The following is a 26,155-nucleotide window of genomic DNA, read 5'->3' as shown; positions in this document are numbered from 1 at the left end:
CATGAGCGGCACGGTCCCCCGGCTGGTGATCGCCGCGCCCGCGTCCGGGGCGGGCAAGACGACGGTGGCGACGGGCCTGATGGCCGCGTTCGCCGAGGCGGGGCTCGCCGTCTCGCCGCACAAGGTCGGCCCGGACTACATCGACCCGGGCTACCACGCGCTGGCCACCGGCCGTCCGGGCCGCAACCTCGACGCCTACCTGTGCGGTACGGAGCGGATCGCGCCGCTGTTCCGGCACGGCGCACGGGGCTGCGATCTCGCCGTCGTCGAGGGTGTGATGGGGCTGTTCGACGGCGCGTCGGGCCAGGGCGAGCTGGCGTCGACGGCGCAGATCGCGAAGGTGCTGCGGGCGCCGGTGGTGCTGGTCGTGGACGCGTCGTCGCAGTCCCGGTCGGTGGCCGCGCTGGTGCACGGCTTCGCGTCCTGGGACCCGGAGGTGCGGCTGGCCGGGGTGATCCTCAACAAGGTCAGCTCGGACCGCCACGAGGCGCTGCTGCGGGAGGCGATGGAGTCGTCCGGCGTCCCGGTGCTGGGCGCGCTGCGCCGCACCGGCGAGGTCCGTACCCCCTCCCGCCACCTGGGCCTGATCCCGGTCGCCGAACGCCGCGCGGAGGCGGTGGATTCGGTACGGGAGCTGGCCGCGCGGGTGCGCGAGGGCTGCGATCTGGAGGCGCTGCTGGCGCTGGCCCGCAGCGCGGGCGAGCTGCCGGACGAGGTGTGGGACCCGGCCGCGGAGGTCGCCGCGGCGGGTGGTGCGGTGGCGGGCCGCCCGGTGGTCGCGGTGGCCGGCGGCGCCGCGTTCACCTTCTCGTACGCGGAACACACCGAGCTGCTGCGGGCGGCGGGCGCCGAGGTCGTGCCGTTCGATCCGCTGCGCGATACGCGGCTGCCGGAGGGGACGCGGGGGCTGGTGATCGGCGGCGGTTTCCCGGAGGTGCACGCCCCGGAGCTGTCGGCGAACGCGCCGCTGCGGGCGGCGGTGGCCGCACTCGCGGCGACGGGCGCGCCGGTCGCGGCGGAGTGCGCCGGGCTGCTGTACCTGTCCCGGTCGCTGGACGGGCGGCCGATGTGCGGGGTGCTGCCCGCCGACGCGCGGATGACACAGCGGCTGACGCTCGGCTACCGCGAGGCGGTGGCGCTGACGGACAACGCGCTGGCCGCGGCGGGCACCCGGGTGCGCGGTCACGAGTTCCACCGCACCGCCGTGGAGCCGGGCGCGGGCGCGTCCCCGGCGTGGGGCGTCACCCACCCCGCGCGGCGGGTGGAGGGCTTCACCTCCGGCGGGGTGCACGCGTCGTATCTGCACGTCCACTGGGCGGCGGTGCCGTCGCTCGCCACCCGTTTCGTGGCCGCCGCGGCGGGTGCCCGGTGAGCGCCGCACCGGCCGTCCTCGACCATCTGGTGTACGCGGCGCCGGACCTGGCTGCCGCCGCCGAGGAGGTGGCCGAGCTGACCGGGCTGCGGCCGGTGACGGGCGGCAGCCATCCGGGCCGCGGCACCCGCAACCGCCTGCTCGGGCTGGCCGGTCCGCTCGGCTCCGGCGCGTATCTGGAGCTGATCGGCCCGGACCCGGAGCAGCCGGAACCGGACGGTCCGCGCTGGTTCGGCATCGACGCGCTGACCGGGCCGCGGCTGGTCACCTGGGCGCTGCGGGCCACCGGTCTCGCACAGCGGGTGGCGCGGGCGCGGGCCGCCGGGTACGACCCGGGCGACGCGGCGGCGATGGGCCGCCGTGCCCCGGACGGCCGGCGGCTCTCCTGGGAGCTGACGCCGCCGTGCGCGGGCGGCACCACCACCCCGTTCCTCCTCGACTGGGGCACCACCCCGCATCCGGCGGCCGCGGACCTGCCCGCGGCGGCGCTGGAGGCGTTCGCGGTGACCGATCCCGATCCGGCGGCGGCCGCCGCACGGCTGGCGGCGCTCGGCGGACGGTGGCCGGACGCGGCGGCGACCGCCGGCCCCGCCGCGCTGACCGCCGTGGTGCGCGGCCCGCGCGGCGCGGTACGCCTCGGGCACGGGGCCGTCGCGGTATGAGCGCGGTGGTGGCGGGCGGCGCGGCGGCGGGCCGGTCAGCCCGCGAGGCCGACGATCAGCCAGATGGCGCCCGCCCCGGCGACCGTGCAGGCCAGCGTGGGCAGCACCGGGTGGTCGTGGTGGGCCTCGGGCAGGATGCCGGAGGTCGCCAGGTAGAGCAGGACGCCGCCGAAGAACCCGAGATAGCCGCCGAGCCACTGCTCCGGAAGGGTGACGAACAGCGTCGCCGCCGCCCCCACCAGCGGCGCCGCCGCGTCCGCGCCGAGCATCAGCAGCGCCCGGTGCCGGGCGTTCCCGTACAGGCTGGTGATCGTGTACGTGTTGAAGCCGTCGGCGAAGTCGTGGGCGATGACGGCGAGCGCCACCGCCGTGGCCATGCCGTGCCCGGCCTGGAAGGCGAGGCCGATGGCGAAGCCGTCCATGACGCTGTGCAGCACCATCGCGGTGGCGGCGGTCAGCCCCACCTGCGGGATACGGCCGCCGTTCGGCGCGACGGCCCCGGCGGCGCCCGGCGGACCGCTGCCGCGGGCGGCGCGCCGCACCGCGAGGAGGCGTTCCAGGGCGTGGGCGGCGAGGAAGCCGAGGACGAAGCAGAGCAGCGCGAGCGGGACGCCGAAGACCGGGCGCCCGGCGGCGTGAAGTGCCTCCGGCAGCAGGTCGAGGCCGACGACGCCGAGCATCAGACCACCGGCCAGTCCGAGCACGAGGTGGCGGCGGTCGGTGACGCGCTGGGCGACCCAGCCGCCCAGCAGCGTCATCAGGACCGCGCCGCACGCGATGAGGACCGGCACCGCCGCACCCCTTCCCGCCGGTTCGCCCCCGGCTCTGCCCCCTTCCTACTGACGCGGCGTCCTCCCCGCACCTCCGCGCGCCGCCCGGCGGGCGTCCGGTGACGGCCCCGGACACGCCGCGGTACGTGGGCGTCGGCGCGGCGCGGGGCGTCCCGGAGGACGAGGTGCTTTCGCTGGTCCGCGCCGCGCTGGCGGAGGCGGGCGGGACGGTGGCCGCGCTGGCGACCGTCGGGGCGAAGGCCGCCGAGGCGGGGCTGACCGGCGCGGCCCGGCGGCTGGGCGTCGCGCTGCTGGCGTTCCCGGCCGGGGAGCTGGCCGGGGTGCGGGTGCCGGGCGGCGGTTCGGCGGCGGCGCTGGCGGCCGTCGGGACGCCCAGCGTGGCCGAGGCGGCGGCGCTGCTGGCGGCCGGGCCCGGCGCCCAACTGCTCGTCGGCAAACGGAAGTCCGCCCCTCCCGCGGGGCCGTCGCGGGCCACCTGCGCGGTCGCGGCGGCCCCCGGCCACCACCGCGCCGGTCCGCACCGCCCCTCGGTTATCGTCGTCCCTTCGTCACCCGGCCCGGCCCCGCCGGCGTACGGCCCCCAAGGAGAACTTGTGACCACCCCTCCCGCCCTGCTCATCTCCGGTCACGGCGACCGTGACGACGACGGGGCGCAGGCCCTGCGCACGCTGCTGGACGCGGTCGCCGAGCGCTGTCCCGAGGTCCCGGCGGCGGCCGGATTCCCCGGGCGGGCGCCGTCGGCGCTGCCGCTGGCCGAGGCGGTCGACGCGCTCGCCGCCCGGGGCGCGACGGAGGTCGTGACGGTGCCGCTGCTGCCCGAGGGGCCCGTACGGCGCGGGCCGGCCGCGGAGCTGACGGCGGCGGCCGCGCGCCATGCCGGGCTGTCGTTCGTCCAGGGGCAGGCCCCGGACGGCCATCCGGCGCTGCTGGGCGCGTGGGAGCGGCGGCTGGACGAGGCGCTGGGCGGCGGGGCGCGGCGCCCGCGCGACCGGGCCCGGACGACGGTGTTGCTGGTGGGCGCCGGCTCCGGGGACCCGCACGCCAACGCCGAGGTGGCGCGGGCCGCCCGGCTGCTGTGGGAGGGCCGGGGCCTGGCCGGGGTCGAGACGGCGTTCCTGTCGTACGCCGCGCCGGACGTCCCGGCGGGTCTTGAGCGCTGCCGGGTCCTGGGCGCGGCGGTGCCCGGACCGGACGCGCCGGGGCGGATCGTGGTGCTGCCGTGCTTCCCGCTGTCCGGCGCCGAGCAGGAGCGGCTGCGGCTGCAGACCGAGGGCTGGGGCGCGGCGCACCCGGAGTCCGAGGTGACGTGCGCCGAACCGGTCGGCGCGGTGGCGGAGGTGGCCGACGCGGTGGCGGCGCGCTACCGCGAGGCGGTCCGGTCGGAGGCGGAGCACCGTGTCGCCGTCGGCTGACCCCGCGCCGCGTCCGGCGGCCGAACCCGATCTGCGCCACCACGGCGACGCCGAGGTCCGCGGCGCCGCCGCCGCGTTGACGGATCTCGCGGTCAACGTCCGTACGGGGACGCCCCCGGCGTGGCTGAAAGCGGCGCTCACCGCCTCGCTGGACTCGCTCGCCGCGTACCCGGACGGGACGGCGGCGCGGCGCGCGGTCGCGGCACACCACGGGGTGCCGGTGGCGCGGACGTTGCTGACGTCGGGTGCGGCGGAGGCGTTCGTCCTGCTGGCCCGGACGGTGCGGGCGCGCCGCCCGGTGGTGGTGCATCCGCAGTTCACCGAGCCGGAGGCGGCGCTGCGGGACGCCGGGCACACGGTGGAGCGGGTGGTCCTCCGTGAGCGGGACGGTTTCCGGCTGGACCCGGCGGCGGTCCCGGACGGCGCGGACCTGGTCGTCGTCGGCAATCCGACCAACCCGACGTCGGTGCTGCACCCGGCGGACACCCTGGCCCGGCTGGCACGCCCGGGGCGGACGCTGGTGGTGGACGAGGCGTTCATGGACGCGGTGCCCGGCGAACGGGAGTCGCTGGCCGGGCGGACGGATCTGCCCGGGCTGGTGGTGCTGCGGAGTCTGACGAAGACCTGGGGGCTGGCCGGGCTGCGGATCGGCTATCTGCTGGCCGAGCCGGGAACGGTGACGGAACTGGCGCGGGCGCAGCCGCTGTGGCCGGTGTCGTCGCCCGCGCTGACGGCGGCCGAGGCGTGCTCCGGCCCGGCGGCGCTGGCGGAGGCGGCGTCCGCCGCGCGGCGGACCACGGCGGACCGGGCCCATCTGGTGGCGCGGCTGACGCGGCTCCCCGGCGTGAGGGTCGTCGGCCCCGCCGAGGCCCCCTTCGTCCTGATCCGGCTGGCGAACGCGGCGGCCGTCCGGGAAGCCCTGCGGACCAGCGGTTTCGCGGTCCGCCGCGGCGATACGTTCCCGGGCCTGGGCCCCGACTGGCTCCGCCTGGCGGTCCGCGACCGCACCACCACGGACCGCTTCACGACCGCCCTCGCGGAGGCGATGGCGAAGGTGGGCACCGGGTCGGCCCAGGACCAGGGCCTGCGGTCGGCCCCCGACTGAGGGACCGCGCCGCCCGGGACCAGGGCCTGCGGTCGGCCCCCGGCTGAGGGCCCGCGCCGCCCGGGGCCCGCGCGCGGGGCCGCCCCGGGTGGGCCGGGGCAGCGTGAACGCGGCGGCGCCCGGCCGGAGCTGACGTTCGTAGCGCGGCCAACGGCCGCGGCGGGGGCCTGAACGCCTCGGCGCCCGGCCGGAGCTGACGGTTCGTGCGGCGGCCACCGGCCGCGGCGCCCCCGCTCCCCCGGACAGGAAGATGCGGGGCCGACCGCCACCTGGCCGGCCCCGCATCGCCGGACGCCGTCCGTCCCGCCCTGGTGCCGGTGGCGTCTCCCGCCCGGGCTGCGGGCGGGAGACGGCACACGGACCGTTGGCGGGCACGGGGTTGCGGACCGCGCCCGGACCGCACCCCGGGCCGGCGCCCCCACGGCACCGGCCCGGCGTACGGGGTCGTGTCAGCCGCTCGTGGCGGCCTTGCGCTTACGGGCGTAACCGACGGAGCCGGCGCCCGCGAGGAGCAGCACCACGGCGCCGCCCGCGAGGTAGGGGGTGGTGGAGCTGCTGCCCGTCTCGGCGAGGTTGCCGTCGCCGCCGCCCTGGGGCCGCGGGTCGGAGCCGCCGGAGGCGCCGCCGTCCTGGCCGCCGGAGCCGGAGCCGCCGGTGGTGGCGCCGGTCGAGCCGCCGTCACCGCCCGCCGTCGAACCGCCGGTCGTGGCGCCGCCGTTCTGCCCGCCGGAGGACCCGCCGGTCGTCGCGCCGCCGTCCGAGGAGCCGCCGGAGCCGCCCGTCGTCGAACCGCCCGCGGTGCCCTGGCCGGGGTCGGTACCGGGGGTGGTGCAGCTCGCCTCGGCGAGCCGGACCCGGCCGTTGACCTCGGCGACGTTCAGCTTGAGCGGGTTGACGCCGACCTTGAGGTCGAGCGCGGTGGCCGCGGCGCTCCTGGAGGTGGTCTGCGTCTTGGAGAGGCCGAGGCGGACCTCGCCCACACCGGGGACCTTGACCTCGGTGGTGCCGCCGGCGGTGAGCGTGACGGCCTTGCCGAGGATCTTGACGGTGCCGAGCACGTTCGAGGAGGCGGTGGGCCGCTCGCCCGCCGCGCAGACGGCGCGGGAGGTGACCTTCTCGACCTCGATGAGGGAGAGCAGCGGCAGACCGGGGACGTTGACCTTGGCGTGCGCGAGGTTGCTGAAGCCCTCGGACTTCGCCGCGTCGGCGGTGGCCCGGGCGGTGGCGACGTCCGCGCGCAGCACCGAGAAGGGCTTACCGCCGTCGACGCCGTCCAGGTCGACGCTGAGCGCCGTCTTCTTCGCGTCGGCCGGGGCGTGCACCTCGTTGAGGGTGACGTTCAGCGGCAGCGTGACGGCCTTGTTGAGCAGGCTGACGTCCAGACCGGTGCGGAGCACGGAGGCGCCGGCGGTGCCGTGGTCGGCGGCGTGGGCCGGGGCGGCACCGAGGAGGACGGGGCCCGCGGCGAGCGCCGTGGCGACCGCCGCGTGGGCCAGCCGGCGCGCGGGACGACGCGCCGGGGCCGTGAAGTCAGGGCCGGTCCGCGGGGAGGCGGGCATGCCGGACGGACTGGTGGAACTCGTGGACACGTGTGTGGAACCCCCACAGAGGAATGGAGCCACCGTCCGCGCCAATGGGGGACATCGCGACGGCCGGTGACCTCGACCCATCCATACTGTACGCACGCAGGGTGAACAGGCAGCCACGAATGGTGATTTCATTCGTATGAGTGTTTCTCGCTCACACATTCGAATCACGGGATGCAGGGGGCCCGCCCGTCACGGCCGCCCCGGAAACACCCGAAGACCGCCGTGCGCACGTCACCCCGCGAAGGCGCGGCTCGACGGGGCGCGCAGGGGGCCGGGCGTCCAGCATCCGGATCTGTTGCGCCGTACACGGAGGTGGCGGCTACAGTGCCGCCGTGTCGAACGAGCAGACGAATCCTCCGAAAGAGCCCTCCGGCGAGACGGCCGGGCGCCCCGTAGCGACCGGCGCCGCCGCGTCCCCGGCGGGCGGCGGCGTACCGGCCGCGGCCCACGGCGATCTCCCCTCGTCCGACCGCGCCGCCCGGCGCGCCGTCACGGTCTTCCCGCTTCTGGTGATCGCCGCCGGCGCGGTGGGGCTGCTGTGGCCGTCGCACTTCACCGGCTGGGCGCCCGCGGTGCCGTGGCTGCTCGGTGTGGTGATGTTCTCGATGGGGCTGACGCTGACGCTGCCGGACTTCGCCGCCGTCGCCAAGCGGCCCTGGGCGGTCGGTCTGGGCCTGGTGGCGCACTACGTGATCATGCCGGGGCTCGGCTGGCTGATCGCGACCGTGCTGGATCTGCCGCCGCAGCTCGCGGCCGGTGTGATCCTGGTCGGCTGCGCGCCCAGCGGCACCGCGTCCAACGTCGTGACGTTCCTGGCCCGCGGCGACGTGGCCCTGTCGGTCTCCGTCGCCACCGTCTCGACCGTCCTGGCTCCGTTGGTCACGCCGCCGCTGACACTGCTGCTCGCCGGGCAGTTCCTGGACGTCGACGCCGGGGTGATGGTCACCGACATCCTGAAGACGGTGCTGCTGCCGGTGGTGGCCGGGCTTCTGGTGCGGCTGATCGCCGGTCGTTATGTCGACAAGGTGCTGCGGGCGCTGCCCTGGCTCTCCGCCGTGACCATCGCGGCCATCGTGCTCGCCGTGGTCTCCGGCAGCGCCGCCGCGATCAAGGACGCGGCGCTCCTGGTGATCGTCGCCGTACTGCTCCACAACGGACTTGGCCTGGCGCTCGGCTACGGCGCGGGCAAGCTGGCGCGGCTGGGCCCTCCGGCGAGCCGGGCGATGGCCTTCGAGGTCGGCATGCAGAACTCCGGTCTGGCCGCGTCACTGGCCACCGCGCACTTCAGCCCGGCGGCCGCACTGCCCGCCGCGGTGTTCTCCGTGTGGCACAACATCTCCGGCGCGCTGGTCGCCGCGTGGATGGCGCGTACGGGACGGCGGGACGCCCGGCAGGCGTGAGGGGCCCGGGGCGAACGCCCGGGACCGCGGGGCCGGGTGCGCACAGCGCCCGGCCCCGCGCCCTCAGCACCCCCTGCGACGCACCCGCGCCCTCAGCACCGCCCGGCGCCCGTGCCGCGTCCACGCCCGGACGCACCGCCCGGCGCCGTTCACCGTCCGCGCCCACCCGTTCCCGGCCGCCCCGCGCTCCCCTGTGGCACCCGGTGCCACTCCTCAGCCGATGATCTGTCCGCGCAGTACGACCCGGCGCGGTGCGGCCAGCACCCGGACGTCCGCGCGCGGGTCCTCGGGGTAGACGACCAGGTCGGCGGAGGCGCCCTCGGTGAGGCCGGGGCGGCCCAGCCAGTCGCGGGCGCCCCAGGTGGTGGCGGAGAGCGCGGCCTTCGCCGGCAGTCCGGCCTTGCGCAGCTCGGCGACCTCCTGGGCGATCAGCCCGTGCGCCAGTGAACCGCCCGCGTCCGTTCCGGCGTAGACCGGCACCCCGGCGTCGTAGGCGGCGCGGACGGTGTCGTAGCGGCGGGCGTGCAGGCGGCGCATGTGGTCGGCCCAGCGCGGGAACTTCTTCTCGCCGCCCGCGGCGAGGTCCGGGAAGGTGGCGATGTTGACCAGCGTCGGGACGATCGCCACGCCCCGTTCGGCGAAGAGCGGGATGGTCTCCTCGGTCAGTCCGGTGGCGTGCTCGACGCAGTCGATACCCGCCTCGACCAGCGGGGCGAGGGAGTCCTCGGCGAAGCAGTGGGCGGTGACGCGGGCGCCGAGCCGGTGCGCCTCGGCGATGGCGGCGGCGACCTCGCCCGGCGGCCAGCAGGAGCCCAGATCACCGGTGGCGCGGTCGATCCAGTCGCCGACGAGCTTGACCCAGCCGTCACCGCGCCGCGCCTCCCGCGCCACGTAGGCGACGAGGTCGTCCGGCTCGATCTCGTGGGCGTAGTTGCGGATGTAGCGGCGGGTGCGGGCGATGTGGCGTCCGGCGCGGATGATCCGGGGCAGGTCGGCGCGGTCGTCGATCCAGCGGGTGTCGGACGGCGAGCCCGCGTCGCGCAGCAGCAGCGCGCCGCCGTCGCGGTCGGTGAGCGCCTGTTTCTCGGCGGTGGCCGCGTCGACGGGGCCGTGGGCATCGAGCCCGACGTGACAGTGGGCGTCCACGAGACCGGGCAGCACCCAGCCCTCGACGGTGGTGAACTCGCGGGCGGCGCGCGGGCGCTCGTAGGTGATACGGCCGCCGACGACCCACATCTCGTCGCGCACGTCGTCCGGCCCGACCAGGATCCGCCCCTTGAGGTGCAGCGCCGCACCTTCACTCTTCGACGTCATGACGGCACTTTATGCGCAGGCTCACGGCGCCCCCTCCGCGCGCCCGCGCACGCCGGTGCATTTCCGTGAACGCAATCCACTCCGGCGCTTTCCGAACGTTCCTCTCGGGGTGCCTGAGGCAACCTTGCGGAGAATCTTCCGCTGGCAAATTCCCAATTCTTTGGATGCCAGCTTCCCGTATTCTCCTTCCCGCTTTTCCCGACCTCAAACGCCAAGATTCCGCTAGCGCCGGAAGCCAGAATTCGGATCCGAGTCAGGGACGTTACGGACCTGTGACCGACTCCACAAGCCGCCCGCTTCGTCCGAGATTTCCGGTACAAAAGCATACATCTCGCAAGGGATCCGCGCGCTCGGGCGCCCCCGCGCGATAACACAAAGCGTCCGTCCGCGTAACCCCTGCCCGCGATGCAATTTGCTTTTTCCCTCGGTAAATTTAATTCCCATGACCGCCGCACAAGCAGACCATGCACGTGCCCGAAGCGATATCAAGGAATTGCCGGAGGGTTTCAAGCTCGACGCCCCACGCATGGAGGACGGAGCCGCGATCTGGCGAATCGCCCGCGACTCCCGGACACTGGACCTGAACTCCTCCTACAGCTACCTGCTGTGGTGCCGTGACTTCGCCGCCACCTCCGTCGTCGCCCGCGACACCGAGGGAGTGCCGGCCGCCTTCGTCACCGGCTACATCCGCCCCGACCGTCCGGACACCCTGCTCGTGTGGCAGGTGGCCGTCGACAACGCGCACCGCGGGCGTGGCCTGGCGGCCGCCCTGCTCGACGGGCTGACCACCCGTACGGCGCGGGAACGGGGCGTGAGCCGTCTGGAGACGACGGTCACCGCGGACAACACCGCGTCCAACCGGCTCTTCTCCTCGTTCGCCGAGCGCCACGGCGCGCCCCACCGCCGCGAGCCGCTCTTCGATGCGGCGCTCTTCCCCGAGCAGGGGCACGAGCCGGAGGTCCTGCACCTCATCGGCCCGTTCACCGCACCCGACGTCCCCTGTCTCTGACCGCACCACCCCGCGGGCCCCGCGGTGGCACCCGGTGCCACCGGCCGGACGGGCCCGTACCCCGGACTTCGCAATCCCCCACGCCACTCATCTCCCAGGAGCATGCTGTGACCATCACCCAGCCCGACCTCAGTGTCTTCGAGACCGTCGAGTCGGAGGTGCGGAGCTACTGCCGTAGCTGGCCGACCGTGTTCGACCGCGCGCAGGGCAGCCGCATGACCGACGAGGACGGCCACACCTACCTGGACTTCTTCGCCGGCGCCGGTTCGCTCAACTACGGCCACAACAACCCGGTCCTCAAACGCGCCCTGATCGACTACATCGAGCGGGACGGCGTCACCCACGGCCTGGACATGTCGACGACCGCGAAGCGGGCGTTCCTGGAGTCGTTCCAGAACATCATCCTGCGGCCGCGGGACCTGCCCTACAAGGTCATGTTCCCGGGCCCGACGGGCACCAACGCCGTCGAGGCGGCGCTGAAGCTGGCCCGTAAGGTCAAGGGCCGCGAGTCGATCGTGTCCTTCACCAACGCCTTCCACGGCATGTCGCTGGGCTCCCTCGCGGTGACCGGAAACGCCTTCAAGCGGGCGGGCGCCGGTATCCCGCTGGTGCACGGCACCCCGATGCCGTTCGACAACTACCTCGACGGCGCCACCGAGGACTTCCTCTGGTTCGAGCGGCTGCTGGAGGACGCCGGCTCCGGACTGAACAAGCCCGCCGCGGTCATCGTCGAGACGGTGCAGGGCGAGGGCGGCATCAACGTCGCCCGCCCGGAGTGGCTGCGCGCGCTGCGGGAGCTGTGCGACCGGCAGGACATGCTGCTGATCGTCGACGACATCCAGATGGGCTGCGGCCGTACCGGCGCGTTCTTCTCCTTCGAGGAGGCGGGCATCGTGCCGGACATCGTCACCGTCTCGAAGTCGATCAGCGGTTACGGACTGCCGCTCGCGCTCACGCTGTTCAAGCCGGAGCTGGACCTGTGGGAGCCGGGCGAGCACAACGGCACCTTCCGCGGCAACAACCCGGCGTTCGTCACCGCCGCCGCGACGCTCGACACGTACTGGGCCGACGGGCAGATGGAGAAGCAGACGCTGGCCCGCGGTGAGATCGTCGAGTCGCACCTGAAGGCTATCGCCGAGGAACACCCGGACGCCATCGTCGAGTACCGCGGGCGCGGACTCGTGTGGGGCATGGAGTTCCGCGACAAGAGCCTCGCCAACAAGATCGCCAAGCGCGCCTTCGACCTGGGTCTGCTGATCGAGACCTCCGGGCCGGAGAGCGAGGTCGTCAAGCTGCTCCCGGCGCTGACGACCACCCCCGAAGAGCTGGACGAGGGTCTGCGGATCCTCGCCCGCGCCGTCCGCGACCGCGTCTGACCACGCACCGCGCCCGGCACTTCGTCACCGTTCCACAGAAAGGCACCGACTCACCGTGATCGTTCGCTCGTTCAAGGACATCGAGGGCACCGACCGCCACGTCAAGGCGGCTTCCGGCACCTGGGAGAGCAAGCGCATCGTGCTCGCCAAGGAGCGCGTCGGCTTCTCCCTCCACGAGACCACGCTGTACGCGGGTACCGAGACGTCGATGTGGTACGCCAACCACATCGAGGCGGTCCTGTGCGTGGAGGGCGAGGCCGAGCTGACCAACGACGAGACCGGCGAGAAGCACTGGATCTCCCCGGGCACGATGTACCTGCTCAACGGCCACGAGAAGCACACCCTGCGGCCCAAGACGGACTTCCGCTGCGTCTGTGTCTTCAACCCGCCGGTCACCGGACGCGAGGACCACGACGAGAACGGCGTCTACCCCCTGCTGACCGAGGACGGCGCCGACGCCTGAACGGCGCCCCGCGTCCGGTAGCCACCGGACGGCCCCCGGCATCCACGGAGCACGTACGAGAGGAGAGGAAGGCAACACCATGACCATCGCACCCGAGCGCACCGCCGACCTGTACCCGAGCCGCGGCACCTCCGAGGTGATCACCCCGCGGAAGGACCCGGTGGTGTGGTCGCAGCCCGGCACGGCGGGCCCGTTCCAGCCGTCCGAGCTGAGCGACTTCGAACGCGACGGCTTCTTCGCCATCGGGGAACTGCTGACGGCGGAAGAAGTCGCGGTGTACCGCACCGAGCTGGACCGGCTGGTGGGCGACCCGGAGATGCGCGCGAACCCGCGCTCCATCGTCGAGCCGAAGTCGCAGAGCATCCGGTCCGTGTTCGAGGTGCACAAGATCAGCGAGGTGTTCGCCCGGCTGGTCTCCGATCCGCGTGTGGTGGGCCGGGCCCGTCAGATCCTCGGCTCCGACGTCTACGTCCACCAGTCCCGGATCAACGTCAAGCCCGGCTTCGGCGCGTCCGGTTTCTACTGGCACTCGGACTTCGAGACCTGGCACGCCGAGGACGGACTGCCGAACATGCGGACCGTGTCGGTGTCGATCGCGCTCACCGAGAACTTCGACACCAACGGCGGCCTCATGATCATGCCCGGTTCGCACCGGCACTTCGTGGGGTGCGAGGGCGAGACGCCGAAGGACAACTACAAGCGGTCCCTCCAGATGCAGGACGCCGGTATCCCGTCGGACGAGGCGCTGACGCGGATGGCGGACGAGCACGGCATCCGGCTGTTCACCGGTAAGGCGGGCTCCGCGACGTGGTTCGACTGCAACGCGATGCACGGCAGCGGTGACAACATCACGCCGTACCCGCGCAGCAACGTCTTCATCGTGTTCAACAGCGTGGAGAACGCCGCGGTGGAACCGTTCGCGGCGCCCGTGCCGCGCCCGGAGTACATCGGCGCCCGGGACTTCACGCCGGTGCGCTGAGGCACCTTCCGCCGCACCCGCGCGGCCGCCGCACAGCCTGGGCTGTGCGGCGGCCGCGCCGTGCGTTCCCGGGGTGCTTCTCCGCTGCCGGGCCGTCACCTCATAGGGTCCGGCCAGGGTGTTCGGGCCCGCCCGGCGGTGGCGGGCGCACCCGTGAGAGGGAGTGAGGACGGGCCATGAACGTCGACCGGCTGCCCGGGGTGACCCTGACCGACCATGTGCTGGACGTGCCGCTGGACCATGACGACCCGGGCGGTGAGCGGATCGAGGTCTACGGCCGGGAGGCGGTCGCCGCGGGCCGGGAGGGCGCCGCGCTGCCGTGGCTGGTGTACCTCCAGGGCGGGCCCGGCAACGCCGCGCCGCGCCCGCTGGGCCGGGAGTCGTGGCTGGGCCGGGCGCTGGAGGACTACCGGGTCCTCCTCCTCGACCAGCGCGGCACCGGACGCTCCACGCCCGCCAACCGGCAGACGCTGCCGCTGCGCGGCGGGCCCCGGGAACAGGCCGCGTACCTGGCGCACTTCCGCGCCGACGCGATCGTCCGGGACGCCGAGCTGTTCCGCCGCCGGCTGGCGGGAGCGGACACCCCGTGGAGCGTGCTGGGGCAGAGCTTCGGCGGTTTCTGCACCGTCGCGTATCTCTCGCGGGCGCCCGAGGGGCTGCGTGAGGCGCTGGTGACCGGCGGGCTGCCGGGTCTCGACGTGAGCGCCGAGGACGTCTACCGGGCGGCGTATCCGCGGGTGGCCCGGAAGAACGCCGCGCACTACGCCCGGTATCCGCAGGACGTGGCGGCGGCGCGGGAGATCGCCGGGTACCTGCGGGAGCGGGAGGTGCGGCTGCCCGGCGGCGGGACGCTGACGCCGCGGGCGTTCCAGGCGCTGGGGATGCTGCTGGGCAGCGGCAGCGGCTCGCACGTCCTGCACCATCTGCTCGCCGACGCGTGGGTGGCCGGCCCCGCCGGACGGGAGTTGGGCGACGCGTTCCTGGAGGGCGTCCGGGCGCATCTGTCGCACGCCGCGGCGCCGCTGTTCGCGGTGGTGCACGAGGCGATCTACGGGCAGCGGTCGGTGGATCCGGGCCCGACGGCGTGGGCGGCGCAGCGGGTGCGCGACGGGCTGACGGCGTATCCGCAGTTCGACGTGGACACGGTGCTGGACGGCGACGGACCGCTCCACTTCACCGGCGAGATGATGTACCCGTGGCTCTTCGACACCGATCCGGCGCTGCGCCCGCTCAAGGAGACCGCCCAGGAGCTGGCCGAACGGCGTGACTGGCCGGATCTGTACGACCCCGCCCGACTGGCGGCCAACACCGTACCGGCCGCCGCGGCGGTCTACTTCGACGACATGTACGTCGACACCGCGCACTCCCTGGCGACGGCGGAACGCATCCAGGGGATGCGGGTCTGGGTGACCAACGAGTGGGAGCACGACGGCCTGCGGGTGAGCGACGGCGCGGTCCTGGACCGGCTGCTGCGGATGGTGCGCGGGGAGGTGTGAGGCGGGGCGGGCCACGGGCCGCGGTGTGGCGGCGCCGGACGGCCGGGGTTCGGGGGCCGGCCGGGCTCGGACCGGTCCGCGGCCGGGCTCAGGTGGCCGGCCGGGCGCGGATGCCGTCGGCCCGCGTTCCCGACCTGACCTGGCCTGACCTGACCTGGCCTGGCCTCGCGGCCCGCCGCACGGTTCCGGGCCCGGCGCACGGTTCCGGCCCCGGCGCGCGGCGGGCCCCCGCCTCCGGCCGTCGTCCGCTCACCCCTCCCCGATGACCTCCAGCGCCCGGTCGACGTCGTCGGTGCCGTTGTAGAGGTGGAAGGCGGCGCGCAGCAGGCCGCCGCGGACCGCGACGCGGATGCCCGCGGCGGCCAGGCGGTCCGCGGCGCCGGGCGGGGCCGGTACGGAGACGATCGCGGAGCCGGGCGCCGGGCGGGGGGCCAGGCCCCGGGCGGTCAGCCCGGCGCGGAAGCGGTCGGCCAGCGCGGTGTTGTGGGCGTGCACCGCGGCCACGCCGATCTCGCCGAGCAGCGCGAGGGAGGCGGCGGCGCCCACGTAGGAGAGCAGAGCGTGCGGTTCGTCGTAGCGGCGGGCGGTGGCGGCGGGGTGGGTGACCGGGCCGTAGCAGGACTTCGCCGGGTCCTCGCCCGCGACCCATCCGGCGTGCCGGGCCCGCGGTCCGTCCCCGTCGAGGGCGCCGTCGCCGAACGCCAGGAAGGTGGTGCCGCGCGGGCAGAGCAGCCATTTGAAGGCGCCGCAGACGACATGGTCGAAGCCTTCGGGGCGCAGCGGCAGCCAGCCCGCGGCCTGGGTGACGTCGAGGTAGGTACGGGCGCCGTGCGCGCGGGCGGCGGCGCGGACCGCGTCGAGGTCGGCGATCCGCCCGTCGAGGGACTGCACGGCGCTGAACGCGACCAGCGAGGTGGTGGGCCGTACCGCGTCGGCGAGCGCGTCGAGCGGCGCGGTGCGGAAGGTGATGCCGGGGACGGCGGCGAGCGGGTTGACCAGCGAGCTGAAGTCGCCCTCGGGGACCAGGACCTCCGCGCCCGGCTCCAGGGTGGTGGCGACGAACGCGGAGTGCACCGCCACGGAACTGCCGACGGCGACCCGCTCGGCCGGCGTCCCCAGCAGCCGGGCGAACCCCCGCCGGGCCTCCTCGGCCGGCCCGAAGTAGTCGCGGCCCATCGTGCCGTACGTGGCGGCCTCCTCGACCGCCTCCGCCAGGGCGGTCCGCGAACGGGCCGGGAGCAGCCCGCCGGATGCGGTGTTGAGATACGGGTTCCCGGGCGCGAACTCGGCTCCGCCGAGTGAGTCGTGTCGCTGCATGCCCCCACTGTGCGCCGCCGGGGACGCCGCGTCCATGGCGGCTCCGGCCGGCGGCGCCCCTCCGCCGGCGTGCTCGCGGCGCGGTTCTACGCGGTGGGCACCGCGCACCCGTCGTCCCCGCAGACCCCGGCGTCCCCGGTCGGCAGCGTCCGGAGCGCGCTCTCCTCGTGGGCGCGCTCCAGGGCCTGGCGGAAGACCTCGGCGGGCTGGCCGCCGGAGATGCCGTAGCGGCGGTCGATGACGAAGAACGGGACGCCGGTGGCGCCCAGTTCGGCGGCCTCACGTTCGTCGGCGCGTACCGCGTCGGCGTAGGCGTCCGGGTCGGCCAGCACCCGGGCGGCCTCCTCGGCGGGGACGCCGGCCCCGGCGGCGAGGGCGACCAGGGTGTCCCGGTCGCCGAGCGGGCGTGCCTCGGCGAAGTTGGCGCGGTAGAACGCGCCGAGCAGGGCGTCCTGGACCCCGTGCGCCTTGGCGAGGTGGAGCAGCCGGTGGAGGTCGAAGGTGTTGCCGTGGACGCGGTCCGAGCGGTAGCCCAGGCCCTCACCGCGCGCGGCCTCGGCGACGCGTGCCTCCATCGCCTCGGCCTGCTCCCGGCTGACGCCGTACTTGACCGCCAGCATCTCCAGCACCGGCACATCGGTGGGCGCGGGCGCCGCCGGGTCCAGCTCGAAGGAGCGGTGCACCACCTCGACACCGTCCCGGTGCGCGAACGCGGCGAGCCCCGCCTCGAAGCGGGCCTTGCCGATGTAGCACCAGGGGCAGGCGATGTCGGACCAGATTTCGACGCGCATGGGATGTCTTTCCTCGTACGGGGCGGGCACGGGGACAACCCGGACAGCGGGCAGGATATTCCGGGCCGGAGCCGGCGCCGTGCCGTGGGCCGTCGCCGGTGCCGGGGGCACGTCGTCCGCCGGGGCGGGCGGCGTTTCCGTCGCGGGCCGCCCGCCCCGGGGAGCCGTTCAGCAGCCCTTGGTGATCCGGGTGATGCCCGCCACGAAGACGTCCTCGCCCTTGCCCTTCGGGGTGGACCAGCACTGGCTCGACGGGCCCTTGTGCACGGTCACCTTGAAGGCTTTGGTCCGCCGGAGAGCGGTCGGAACGGAATTCCGGCGCGTCCGCGCGACGCGCCGGAGACGGATGTCTAAGCCGCCGGCTCCCGCCACATCGTCCACAGGACCGGGCCGCCGCCGGGGAGGCGCAGTTCGTCGCGGACGGTGAATCCGAAGTGTTCGTAGACGGGGAGGTTGGCCGGTTTGGAGGATTCGAGATAGGCGGGCCGGCCCGCCGCGTCGGCCTTGGCGAGGCCCGAGCGGAGCAGGGCGGCACCGTGGCCCTGGCCCTGGACGGCCGGGTCGGCGCCGAGGAGCGCCAGGGACCAGTGCGGCTCAGCGGGGGTGTACGCGGCGGCGGCCTCGACCGCCTCGCCGAACAGGCCCGCCCGGTCGCCGAGGATGGCCGTCAGCTCCGCGATGGTCGCCGCGTCGGGCACGGCCCGGTCCTGCGCCTCCGGCGGCACCCAGAACGACACCGCCGCACCGGTGTGCTCGCACACCCCGGCGTGGACGTACTGCCGGGTGAAGAGCGTGGTGAAGTAGCGGCCCAGCGACGCCTCGCGGGTGGCGTCGTCGGGGAAGAACCAGCGCATCATCGGGTCGTCATCGAAGGCGCGGACCAGGGTCCGGCTGATCAGCGGGGCGTCGTCGGGGGTGGCCGTCAACGGCGGGTGCGATATCGGCATAGGGGTCATTCTGTACCGGACGATCTTGGACGGTACGGCGGGGCCCGGTACGGCCCCGCGGCCTACCGGTTCCGGCCCCCTGAGCGGGCGTCCGGGCGGGCGTCCGGGCGCCGCGCGCCGTCGTCCAACAGCAGCGCCAGGCCGATGTGGGTCGCGTCCGGGGCGGCACCCCGGGACGGGTCGGGGCGCCAGCCGCGGGCGGTGTAGAAGGCGCGGGCGCGGCGGTTGTGCCACACCACGTCCAAGGTGGCGGCGGTGTGCCCGGCCGCCCGCCACGCCCGCAGGCACGCGGTGTGCAGGGCGTGGCCGACGCCGGTGCCCCAGTGGGCGGGATCGACCTGGAGCTGGTGGAGGGTGACGGTGCCGGGTGCGGCGGCCGGTCCGTGGCAGGCGGCGCCGACGACGGTGCCGTCCCGCTCGGCGCAGAGCATCCGGGCGTCCGGCCCGGCCAGCGCGTGCCGCCAGTCCCGGTCGGCCGCCGGGCGGTGTGTGTCCGGGCCGGGGGCGTCCCCGGGGTGGCGGGCCCGGTCGTACGCGGCACGGGCCCGGGCGTGCAGCGCGACGACGGGCCCCAGATCCCCGGCGCCGCCCGCGCGGACGGTCAGGGCGCCGGTAGCGGCGGGGGTCACCGGACGTGCCCGGCCGGAACACGCGCCGCCCTGGCACGCCGGGCGGACCCGGCCGGAACACGCACCGCCCGGGCACGCCGGGCGGCCCCCGGCCGGACCCGGGCGTCGGCGGGATCCACCGCGCGGGCCCCCTCGGGCCGGGCGCCTGCCTCGGCGTTCACCGGATGCCCCGTCAGCTCCGTTCCGTCCGCCCGTCCACCCGGCGGGGCAGGCCGAGCGGGTTGCCGTCGCGGAGTTCGGGCGGCAGGAGTGCGGGCGGGGTGTCCTGGTAGGCGACCGGGCGCAGCCAGCGTTCGATCGCGGTGACGCCGACCGAGGTGGCGGTGGAGGTCGAGGCCGGGTAGGGGCCGCCGTGGTGCTGGGCGGGGGCGACCGCGACGCCGGTGGGCCAGCCGTTGACGACGACGCGTCCGGCGAGCGCGGTGGCCTCGGCGAGCAGCCGGGCGCCGCGGCCCGCCGGGTCCGTCCCCGCGCCCTCCTCGGCGGAGAGGTGGAGGGTGGCGGTGAGGTTGCCGGGGAGTTGGGCGAGGACCGCGCCGACCGCGTCGTCGCCGGTGTGGCGGACGACGACGGTCACCGGGCCGAAGCACTCCTCCAGCAGCAGGGCGTAGGCGTCGGGGTCGTCGAGGAGGCGGGCGGCGGGCACCGTCAGGAACCCGGCGCCGACGGTGTGTTCGCCGCCCGCGCCGGGCGTCACCGGCGTCTCGACACCGGGCAGTTGGGCGCGGGCGCGGACCCCGTCGATGAAGGCGTCCCGCATCCGGTGGTCGAGGAGGACGCCCGCCTCGGTGTCGCTGACGGCGGCGGTGAGCGCGGTCAGCAGCCGGTCGCCGTCCGGGCCCTCGGGGACGAGGACGAGGCCGGGCTTGACACAGAACTGGCCGGTGCCGAGCGTCACCGACGCGGCGAGCCCGGCGCCGATCTCCTCGGCGCGCTCCGCGGCCGCCGCCGCGGTGACGACGACGGGGTTGAGGCTGCCCAGTTCGCCGTGGAAGGGGATGGGGTGCGGACGGGCGGCCGCCGCGTCGAAGAGAGCGCGACCGCCGCGGACCGAGCCGGTGAACCCGGCGGCGGCGATCAGCGGATGGCGGACCAGCTCCACCCCGGCGCCGAAGCCGTGGACCAGGCCGACGACGCCCTCGGGCAGCCCGGTGTCGGCGGCGGCGCGGCGCAGCAGCGCGGCGACCAGTTCCGAGGTGGCCGGGTGATCGGGGTGGGCCTTGACGACGACCGGGCACCCGGCGGCCAGGGCGCTGGCGGTGTCGCCGCCGGGCACCGAGAAGGCGAGCGGGAAGTTGCTGGCCGCGTAGACCGCGACGGGGCCCAGCGGGATCTTGTGGCGCCGCAGGTCGGGGCGGGGCGGGGTGAGCGACGGGTCGGCGTGGTCGATCCGTACGTCGAGGAAGGCGCCCTCGTCGACGGCGTCGGCGCACGCGCGCAACTGGTAGGTGGTGCGGGCCAGTTCGCCGGTGAGGCGGCCGGGGCCGAGCGCGGTCTCGGCGTCGGCGGCCTCGATGACGCGGGCGCCGGCGCCGTCGAGCAGGTCGGCGGCGCGGCGCAGCAGGGCGGCGCGGGCGGTGCGGTCGGCGAGGGCCGGGCGGGCGGCGTGGGCGGCGCGGACCGCCGCGTCCACCTCGGCGGCGGTGGCCTCCACCGCGACCCGTTCGCGCCGCTTCCCGGTTCGGGGGTCGACACTCCAGACTGGTACTGCCGCCGCTGTGGTCACCGCGTATTCCTCCCGAGCGCAACTCTTGCCGCAGACCGGAGGCCGTTCGATATGCTGAACGGCGTCCCGGATACTGAACCTCTGGGACTCTAGGGCGGGCCGATCAGAGGGGTCAAGGGCGATGTCAGCTACGGAGACGGGTGGAGCGCAGGTCAAGTCCGCGGTACGGACGGTGGAGCTGCTGGAGTTCTTCGCGGGCCGCCCCGGTATGCACAGCCTCGCCACCGTCCAGGAAGCCGTCGGCTACCCCAAGTCCAGCCTCTACATGCTGCTGCGCACCCTCGTCGAGCTGGGCTGGGTGGAGACCGACGCGACCGGTACGCGGTACGGCATCGGGGTGCGCGCGCTGCTGGTCGGCACGGCGTACATCGACGGTGACGACGTGGTCGCCGCGGCCCGGCCGACGCTGGACCGGCTCTCGGACGACACCACCGAGACCATCCACCTCGCGCGGCTGGACGGCGTCGACGTCGTCTATCTCGCGACCCGTCAGTCCCAGCACTACCTGCGGCCGTTCACCCGGGTCGGGCGGCGGCTGCCCGCGCACTCCACCTCGCTGGGCAAGGCGCTGCTGGCCACGTACTCCGACGAGCAGGTCCGCGAGCTGCTCCCGGCGAAGCTGACGGCGCTGACCGAGCACACCCTCACCGACCGCGAGCAACTGATCGAGGAGCTGCACACGGTCCGCGAGCAGGGGTACGCGGTCGACCGCGAGGAGAACACGCTGGGGCTGCGGTGCTTCGGCATCGCGATCCCCTACCGCTCCCCGGCGCGCGACGCGATCAGTTGCTCGGTCCCGGTGGCGCGGCTGACGCCCGATCACGAGCAACTGCTCAAGGACACCCTCTTCGACGCCCGCGACCGGCTGCTGCTGGCGACCCGCCGGCTCTGACCCCGGCCGACCGCCGCCGCGGCCGCGCCACGCCGTGCCACCTGCGGGCCGAGCGGTGGACGGGCCGCGGCGGCTCACCCGTTCACCCCAGCGCGCCCCGGGCGGGCCCGACACGCCGTGACACGCCTTCCGACCTGCGAAGATCGCGATCACGGCGGGCGGTGGGCCGGTCGGCCGGCGGCGTTCTGACAAGACGTCAGCAGGCTCACGGCGCGCCGGGCGGTTTATCTCGAAAGGCAGCAGGTACGGAAATCCGCCGGCGCGAGGGCGCCGCGTCCGTACCGCACGGAGGTTTCGTCGTGTACGCCACCCGCCCGCGCACCGGTACCGCGCCGGCCGTCACCGGCCCGGGGCGCGCCCCCGCAGCCGCGCGCCGTCCGGCCGTCCCGGAGCGCCCCGCCGGTGTCCCCGGGCCGTTCCGCCGCGCCGCCGGGCGGGCCTGACATGTCCGGCGCGCCCGGAACCGGACCCGGAAGGCGGCGGCGCGGGAGGGCGGGCAACGGCACGCTGCTCCTGGCGCTCGCCGCGGTGGGCACCGGGGGCTGGCTGATATCCGTCGGCGCCCGGACCACCGCGCCGCACCGGCCGCTCGCCGCCCACGGGCTCGGCGGCCCGGCGGCGCGCTCCGCTGTCCGGGAGACGGCGCCGCCGCCCCTCCGGCTCCGGGTACCGGCCGCCGGGACCGACGGCGCACCGGCCGGGCCCGGCCACGACGGCCCGCTCCCGGCGCCGCCCGCGGACCGGTTCCGCGACGGCGTCCCGCCCGGCTGCCCGGGCGCCACCGCCGTCACCGGGCGGGCCGGGGCCGGACCCGCCGCCTGGCACGCTCCGGCCGCGCTGCCGCCGCGCGCCGCCGTCGGGGTGCGCCGGGCGGACGGCCATGCCGCGCTCCTCACCGCCGGCGCGGTCGCGTCCGATGGGGACGGCGGGGCCCCAGGCGCCGCCACCCGGCCGGTGGCGCACCTGCTGACCTGCGGGGACGCCGGGCGCGGGAGCGTGTCCGTCCCTTCCGCGGGCACCGGATAGCCACCACCCAGGGGGGCCACAGACGGCCGGGGCGGCCCGCGGGAGCCGCCCCGGTCAACCGTTCGCCGGCACGCGGCCGAGCGCTTCCAGCGCGGTGCCGACGGCGGCCAGATCCGCGTCGCTCGCCAGGCCCGCGTGGTAGAGCCGCAGCTCACCGGCGCCCAGCGCGGCGGCGTGCGCGGCGTCCGCGGCGAGGGTGGCGGGGCTGCCGCCCATCCCGGAGACGACGGGGAAGTTGGCGGCGAGGGTCGCACCGGCCGCGCCGGGCGCGGCGGCGAACGGCCCGAGCGCCTCGGCCCGCTGCGCCGCGTCCGGACCGCACGGCACCACCACACCGTCGGCGTACCCGAACACCCCGGCCGGATCGGTACCGGCGTTGGCGCCGCAGCGGTGCGCGGCCGGATCGGCGTGCAGCAGCACCCGGAAGCCGGGGGCGGCGGCCTCGCGGACGGCCGCGACGGCGGCGCGCCGCAGCCCCCCGGCCGCCCGCGCCCGCCAGGCCCGCACCACGGCGGCCAGGTCGGCGCCGAGCAGCGCCTCGACGGCGGCCCACTCCCCCGCCCGGTCCGCGGCGGCGGGCCGCGCCGCCCCGGACCACACCGGCTCCAGCGCCCGGCGCACCGCCGCGCCCAACTCGTCGGCGTCCAGCCCGAGCCCGGCGTAGCCGCGGCGGCACTCCGTGCAGAAGCAGAGCGACATCAGGTACTGCGCGGCGCCGGTGAGCGGCACCCCGCCGGTCTTGTCGTGGGCGTGCAGATGGGCCATGCCGTACCAGCCGCAGGACTCCAGCTCGGTGCCGTGCGCGCCGGGCCGTACGGCGGCCTCGGCGGCGAGGGTGACGAGGTGGTCGCGGACCTCGGGGCGGGCGATGCACGGGGCCCAGGGGTAGCGGTCGCCGTAGGCGTTGCGGACGGAGGTGTCCGGATGCTCCTCGCCCAGGCGGGAGTTGTGGGCGAGGACGACCCAGCTGTGCACCTCGATCCCGGCGTCCGCCAGCGCCGCCGCGGCCGCGCCGTACGGGTCGGGGCCCGGCATCCAGTCCTGGACGGCGGGGCGCAGCGCCCGCCCCGCCCAGCGCCGCGGGTCGGGCGGGTAGAGGACGGCGGAGTGGCGGGCGGTGACCACGCGGTGGCGGGGGTGGCGCGGGGTCAGGGCGCGGGTGGAGTGGTAGGCAGCGGCCAGGGTGACCTGACGGATGCCCAGCGCGGCGAGGCGGGGCGCGGCCCCGGGGTCGCCGACCACGTCCCAGGGGTAGAGGAAGGCGGCGGCACGCATCAGGCGGCGCCCGCCGGGCCGTCCGTACCGGGGAGCAGGGTGAGTCCGTGGTCGAGCAGGGCGCGCAGCTCCTCGACGTGGCGGGGGTCCGGCGGGGCGAGCGGTGGCCGGACCTCGCCCGCGTCCGGTCCGCGCAGTCCGACGCCCGCCTTGACGAGCGAGACCGCGTAGCCGTGGCCCTGGTTGCGCAGGTCGACGAGGGGGCGGTAGAAGCCGTCCGTCAGGCGGTCGACGGTCTCCCGGTCGCCGGTGGTGAGCGCGCGGTGGAAGGCGAGGGCGATCTCGGGGGCGAAGGCGAAGACGGCGGAGGAGTACAGGTGCACGCCCAGGCCCAGGTAGGCGGGGCCGGTGAGTTCGGCGGTGGGCAGGCCGTTGAAGTAGAGGAAGCGGGAGCCGGCGGCCTCGGTGCGGACGGCGCTGATGATGCGCTGGAGCAGATCGAGGTCGCCCAGTCCGTCCTTGAGGCCGATGATGCCCGGGGTGCGGGCGAGCGCGACGACGGTGTCCGGGGTGAAGACGGCGTTGTCCCGCTGGTAGACGATGACCGGCAGGTCGGTGGCGGCGGCCAGCGCGCGGTAGTGGCGCAGCAGCCCGTCCTGCCCCGCGCGCACGAGGTAGGGCGGCATGGCGAGCAGCCCGTCGGCGCCCTGTTCGCGGGCGAGGCGGGCGAAGCGGACGGCGAGGGCCGTGCCGTAGCCCGCCGCGGCGACCACCGGCACCCGTCCGGCGGTCTCCTCGACGGCCGCGCCGACGCACGCCGCGAACTCCTCGGGCGTCAGGGCGTGGAACTCCCCGGTGCCGCAGCAGGCGAAGACGGCGCCCGCACCGGCCTCGACGCCGCGCCGCACATGGGCGCGGTAGGCGTCCAGATCCACCTCGCCGTCGGGCGCGTAGGTGGTCACGGGGAAGAACAGCACTCCGTCGAGGCGGTCGGCGAGCGGCGAGGCTGGGGTCACGGGCCCTCCCTGGCGTGCGGTGCCGGGGCGGTGCGGAGCCCCCGCGGCACCGGCGGACTGCGGATGGGTCGCGGACGGACGGCGGCCCACCACCCCGACGTGCACGTCTCTGACCAATGTCCATATTTCTGAACGGCGCCACGCTAGAGCAGCCCGCGACCGGCGGTCAAGAGGACGGGCCGTTCCCCGCCGCACGGCGAACACCCCGCCGCCTTCGGCGTATTGACCACCGGCGATCACGCTCCCTACGGTGCTGACGACCGTGTCCACACCTCTGAACGCCGCCCCGCGCGCACGCGTCGCCGACGTCCCGGGGTCACGCCGTTCCCGCCGGAGGATCCGCCATGCCCGCACCCCGCACCGTCCTGCTCACCGGCGCCGCCGGCGGCATGGGCCGCCTGATGCACGAACTGCTGCCCGCGTACGGCTACCGGCTGCGCCTCTTCGACGAGCGCCCCGTACCGGACGCGCCCGACGCCATCACCGCACCGCTCGCCGACCGGGAGGCGCTGCGCGCGGCGGTTGACGGCGTCGACGCGGTCATCCATCTCGCCGGGATCTCCCTGGAAGCCTCGTTCGAGCAGATCCTGCGGGCCAACATCGAGGGCGTCCACCAGCTCTACGAGGCGGTCCGCGAGGCGGGCGTCCCCCGCGTCGTCTTCGCCTCCTCCAACCACGCCGTCGGCTACACTCCGCGCCCGGCGGACGGCTCCGCCGCGATCGGCGTCGGCACCCCGCGCCGCCCGGACACCTTCTACGGTCTGTCCAAGGGGTTCGGCGAGGACCTCGCCTCGCTCTACCACGACCGCCACGGCATCGAGACCGTCTCGCTGCGCATCGGCTCCTGCTTCCCCGAGCCGACCTCCGTGCGGATGCTGTCGCTCTGGTTGAGCCCGGCGGACTGCGCCCGGCTGCTGCACGCCGCCCTCACCGCCGAGAACGTCGGCCACACCGTCGCCTACGGCTCGTCCGCCAACACCCGCCTGTGGTGGGACCTGTCGACCGCCCGCGCCCTGGGGTACGAGCCGCAGGACGACTCCGAGCCGTACGCGGCGGCGCTCATCGCGGCCCAGGGGGAACTGGACCCGGACGATCCGGCGCACGCGCACCTGGGCGGCGCGTTCTGCACCGACCCGCCCCGCTGGCAGCACTGACCCGGGCGCGCCGTACGGTCGGGTCTTCGCCGTCCCGGTCCGCCGCCGAAGGGAACTCGCGGGCCCTTCACAGCGTCCTTGAGGGCGACACGTCAGATACCGAAACCGCACGTCACACCGGCGCCACGGCGCGCAGGAACGAGGAAACACACCATGGGAATCGTCAGCTGGATCGTCCTGGGGCTGATCGCGGGCGTCATCGCCAAGATCCTGCTGCCGGGACGGGACCCGGGCGGGCTGGTGGGCACCACGCTCACCGGCATCGTCGGGTCGTTCGTCGGCGGCTGGCTGTCCGTCAAGATCCTGGACCGTCCCATACCGAAGGACATCTTCGACCTGTCCACCTGGGTCGCGGCCGTCGCCGGCTCCCTCGTCCTGCTCATCCTCTACCGGCTGCTCTTCGGCAACTCCCGCGAGCGCCGCTGACCGCCCGCCCCGCCGGAACGCGTCCGGCGGGGCCCGCGGAACCACGCT

24 protein-coding genes are annotated in these 26,155 nt (G+C 75.5%); 14 read left to right on the top strand and 10 right to left on the bottom strand.

The features are described from left to right. Nucleotide 1: 1 nt before the first annotated feature. Together ACGH2B_RS22525 and ACGH2B_RS22520 are read left to right on the top strand one after the other, a co-directional pair. Nucleotides 2–1,372, top strand: coding sequence for a cobyrinate a,c-diamide synthase (locus tag ACGH2B_RS22525; RefSeq protein WP_399092804.1), 1,371 nt, complete (start codon nucleotides 2–4; stop codon nucleotides 1,370–1,372). Beyond that, nucleotides 1,369–2,034, top strand: coding sequence for a VOC family protein (locus ACGH2B_RS22520; protein WP_399092801.1), 666 nt, complete (start codon nucleotides 1,369–1,371; stop codon nucleotides 2,032–2,034). The genes ACGH2B_RS22525 and ACGH2B_RS22520 overlap by 4 nt, the downstream gene beginning before the upstream one ends. Before the next feature lie 35 nt (nucleotides 2,035–2,069). Here ACGH2B_RS22520 and ACGH2B_RS22515 read toward each other — a convergent pair whose 3' ends face one another. Beyond that, complete coding sequence (locus tag ACGH2B_RS22515) at nucleotides 2,070–2,792, bottom strand: ZIP family metal transporter (RefSeq protein ID WP_399097225.1); 723 nt, start codon at nucleotides 2,790–2,792, stop codon at nucleotides 2,070–2,072. A 131-nt stretch (nucleotides 2,793–2,923) separates the two neighbouring features. On the opposite strand from ACGH2B_RS22515, the gene ACGH2B_RS22510 reads away from it, so the two are divergent. Together ACGH2B_RS22510 and cobC are read left to right on the top strand one after the other, a co-directional pair. Next, on the top strand, nucleotides 2,924–4,237 hold the full coding sequence (locus ACGH2B_RS22510; protein ID WP_399092797.1) for a cobalamin biosynthesis protein: 1,314 nt from the start codon (nucleotides 2,924–2,926) through the stop codon (nucleotides 4,235–4,237). Continuing rightward, nucleotides 4,221–5,342 carry an Rv2231c family pyridoxal phosphate-dependent protein CobC gene (cobC, locus tag ACGH2B_RS22505; protein ID WP_399092794.1) on the top strand — a complete coding sequence of 374 codons (1,122 nt, stop codon included), beginning with the start codon at nucleotides 4,221–4,223 and terminating at the stop codon, nucleotides 5,340–5,342. Before ACGH2B_RS22510 ends, cobC begins: the two co-directional genes overlap by 17 nt. 449 nt (nucleotides 5,343–5,791) lie before the next feature. On the opposite strand, the gene ACGH2B_RS22500 is transcribed toward cobC, so the two are convergent. Continuing rightward, nucleotides 5,792–6,931, bottom strand: coding sequence for an SCO1860 family LAETG-anchored protein (locus ACGH2B_RS22500; RefSeq protein WP_399092791.1), 1,140 nt, complete (start codon nucleotides 6,929–6,931; stop codon nucleotides 5,792–5,794). Between the two features lie 332 nt (nucleotides 6,932–7,263). Here ACGH2B_RS22500 and ACGH2B_RS22495 point away from each other — a divergent pair, with 332 nt between their 5' ends. Then, entirely contained in the window at nucleotides 7,264–8,331 is a 1,068-nt protein-coding gene (locus tag ACGH2B_RS22495; protein WP_399092788.1) for a bile acid:sodium symporter family protein, read from the top strand. Nucleotides 8,332–8,544: 213 nt separating this feature from the next. Here the strand turns inward: ACGH2B_RS22495 and ACGH2B_RS22490 are convergent, their stop codons facing one another. Next, the gene (locus tag ACGH2B_RS22490; protein ID WP_399092785.1) at nucleotides 8,545–9,645 is read right to left on the bottom strand and encodes an amidohydrolase family protein; all 1,101 of its coding nucleotides are present in this window, start codon (nucleotides 9,643–9,645) and stop codon (nucleotides 8,545–8,547) included. Nucleotides 9,646–10,087: 442 nt separating this feature from the next. On the opposite strand from ACGH2B_RS22490, the gene ectA reads away from it, so the two are divergent. The 5 genes from ectA (at nucleotide 10,088) to ACGH2B_RS22465 (ending at nucleotide 14,968) form a co-directional block, all read left to right on the top strand. Then, complete coding sequence (gene ectA / locus ACGH2B_RS22485; RefSeq protein WP_399092783.1) at nucleotides 10,088–10,654, top strand: diaminobutyrate acetyltransferase; 567 nt, start codon at nucleotides 10,088–10,090, stop codon at nucleotides 10,652–10,654. 107 nt (nucleotides 10,655–10,761) lie between these two features. Continuing rightward, nucleotides 10,762–12,030 carry a diaminobutyrate--2-oxoglutarate transaminase gene (gene ectB, locus ACGH2B_RS22480; protein ID WP_399092780.1) on the top strand — a complete coding sequence of 423 codons (1,269 nt, stop codon included), beginning with the start codon at nucleotides 10,762–10,764 and terminating at the stop codon, nucleotides 12,028–12,030. A 55-nt stretch (nucleotides 12,031–12,085) separates the two neighbouring features. Continuing rightward, the gene (locus tag ACGH2B_RS22475; RefSeq protein ID WP_399092777.1) at nucleotides 12,086–12,493 is read left to right on the top strand and encodes an ectoine synthase; all 408 of its coding nucleotides are present in this window, start codon (nucleotides 12,086–12,088) and stop codon (nucleotides 12,491–12,493) included. Nucleotides 12,494–12,572: 79 nt separating this feature from the next. Continuing rightward, nucleotides 12,573–13,472 carry an ectoine hydroxylase gene (gene thpD, locus ACGH2B_RS22470; RefSeq protein WP_399092774.1) on the top strand — a complete coding sequence of 300 codons (900 nt, stop codon included), beginning with the start codon at nucleotides 12,573–12,575 and terminating at the stop codon, nucleotides 13,470–13,472. 176 nt (nucleotides 13,473–13,648) lie between these two features. Then, on the top strand, nucleotides 13,649–14,968 hold the full coding sequence (locus ACGH2B_RS22465) for an alpha/beta fold hydrolase (RefSeq protein ID WP_399092771.1): 1,320 nt from the start codon (nucleotides 13,649–13,651) through the stop codon (nucleotides 14,966–14,968). Between the two features lie 249 nt (nucleotides 14,969–15,217). On the opposite strand, the gene ACGH2B_RS22460 is transcribed toward ACGH2B_RS22465, so the two are convergent. The 5 genes from ACGH2B_RS22460 to ACGH2B_RS22440 form a co-directional block, all read right to left on the bottom strand. After that, the gene (locus ACGH2B_RS22460; protein WP_399092768.1) at nucleotides 15,218–16,285 is read right to left on the bottom strand and encodes an aminotransferase class V-fold PLP-dependent enzyme; all 1,068 of its coding nucleotides are present in this window, start codon (nucleotides 16,283–16,285) and stop codon (nucleotides 15,218–15,220) included. Nucleotides 16,286–16,371: 86 nt separating this feature from the next. Beyond that, nucleotides 16,372–17,076 (bottom strand): DsbA family oxidoreductase, encoded by a 705-nt coding sequence (locus ACGH2B_RS22455; protein ID WP_399092765.1) that lies wholly within the window; start codon nucleotides 17,074–17,076, stop codon nucleotides 16,372–16,374. Nucleotides 17,077–17,426: 350 nt separating this feature from the next. Further along, nucleotides 17,427–18,023, bottom strand: coding sequence for a GNAT family N-acetyltransferase (locus tag ACGH2B_RS22450; RefSeq protein WP_399092762.1), 597 nt, complete (start codon nucleotides 18,021–18,023; stop codon nucleotides 17,427–17,429). Nucleotides 18,024–18,085: 62 nt separating this feature from the next. After that, nucleotides 18,086–18,652 (bottom strand): GNAT family N-acetyltransferase, encoded by a 567-nt coding sequence (locus ACGH2B_RS22445; protein ID WP_399092759.1) that lies wholly within the window; start codon nucleotides 18,650–18,652, stop codon nucleotides 18,086–18,088. 172 nt (nucleotides 18,653–18,824) lie between these two features. Continuing rightward, nucleotides 18,825–20,378, bottom strand: a complete 1,554-nt coding sequence (locus tag ACGH2B_RS22440; RefSeq protein WP_399092756.1) for an aldehyde dehydrogenase (NADP(+)) — start codon at nucleotides 20,376–20,378, stop codon at nucleotides 18,825–18,827. 121 nt (nucleotides 20,379–20,499) lie between these two features. On the opposite strand from ACGH2B_RS22440, the gene ACGH2B_RS22435 reads away from it, so the two are divergent. Both ACGH2B_RS22435 and ACGH2B_RS22430 read left to right on the top strand, forming a co-directional pair. Next, nucleotides 20,500–21,270, top strand: coding sequence for an IclR family transcriptional regulator (locus tag ACGH2B_RS22435; protein WP_399092753.1), 771 nt, complete (start codon nucleotides 20,500–20,502; stop codon nucleotides 21,268–21,270). Between the two features lie 444 nt (nucleotides 21,271–21,714). Next, nucleotides 21,715–22,296, top strand: coding sequence for a hypothetical protein (locus ACGH2B_RS22430; protein WP_399092750.1), 582 nt, complete (start codon nucleotides 21,715–21,717; stop codon nucleotides 22,294–22,296). Between the two features lie 54 nt (nucleotides 22,297–22,350). Here ACGH2B_RS22430 and ACGH2B_RS22425 read toward each other — a convergent pair whose 3' ends face one another. After that, entirely contained in the window at nucleotides 22,351–23,571 is a 1,221-nt protein-coding gene (locus ACGH2B_RS22425; RefSeq protein WP_399092747.1) for a hypothetical protein, read from the bottom strand. Next, complete coding sequence (locus tag ACGH2B_RS22420) at nucleotides 23,571–24,527, bottom strand: 5-dehydro-4-deoxyglucarate dehydratase (RefSeq protein WP_399092744.1); 957 nt, start codon at nucleotides 24,525–24,527, stop codon at nucleotides 23,571–23,573. The genes ACGH2B_RS22425 and ACGH2B_RS22420 overlap by 1 nt, the downstream gene beginning before the upstream one ends. A 344-nt stretch (nucleotides 24,528–24,871) precedes the next feature. On the opposite strand from ACGH2B_RS22420, the gene ACGH2B_RS22415 reads away from it, so the two are divergent. Together ACGH2B_RS22415 and ACGH2B_RS22410 are read left to right on the top strand one after the other, a co-directional pair. Continuing rightward, nucleotides 24,872–25,681 carry an NAD-dependent epimerase/dehydratase family protein gene (locus ACGH2B_RS22415; protein WP_399092741.1) on the top strand — a complete coding sequence of 270 codons (810 nt, stop codon included), beginning with the start codon at nucleotides 24,872–24,874 and terminating at the stop codon, nucleotides 25,679–25,681. Nucleotides 25,682–25,834: 153 nt separating this feature from the next. Next, nucleotides 25,835–26,107 carry a GlsB/YeaQ/YmgE family stress response membrane protein gene (locus ACGH2B_RS22410; RefSeq protein WP_399092738.1) on the top strand — a complete coding sequence of 91 codons (273 nt, stop codon included), beginning with the start codon at nucleotides 25,835–25,837 and terminating at the stop codon, nucleotides 26,105–26,107. The last annotated feature ends 48 nt before the right edge of the window (nucleotides 26,108–26,155 follow it).

This window comes from Streptomyces sp. BBFR2, assembly GCF_044497305.1.
Lineage (GTDB): Bacteria > Actinomycetota > Actinomycetes > Streptomycetales > Streptomycetaceae > Streptomyces.
The sequence above is the reverse complement of the archived record's forward strand: the minus strand, read 5'-3'. Positions and strand labels throughout refer to the sequence as shown.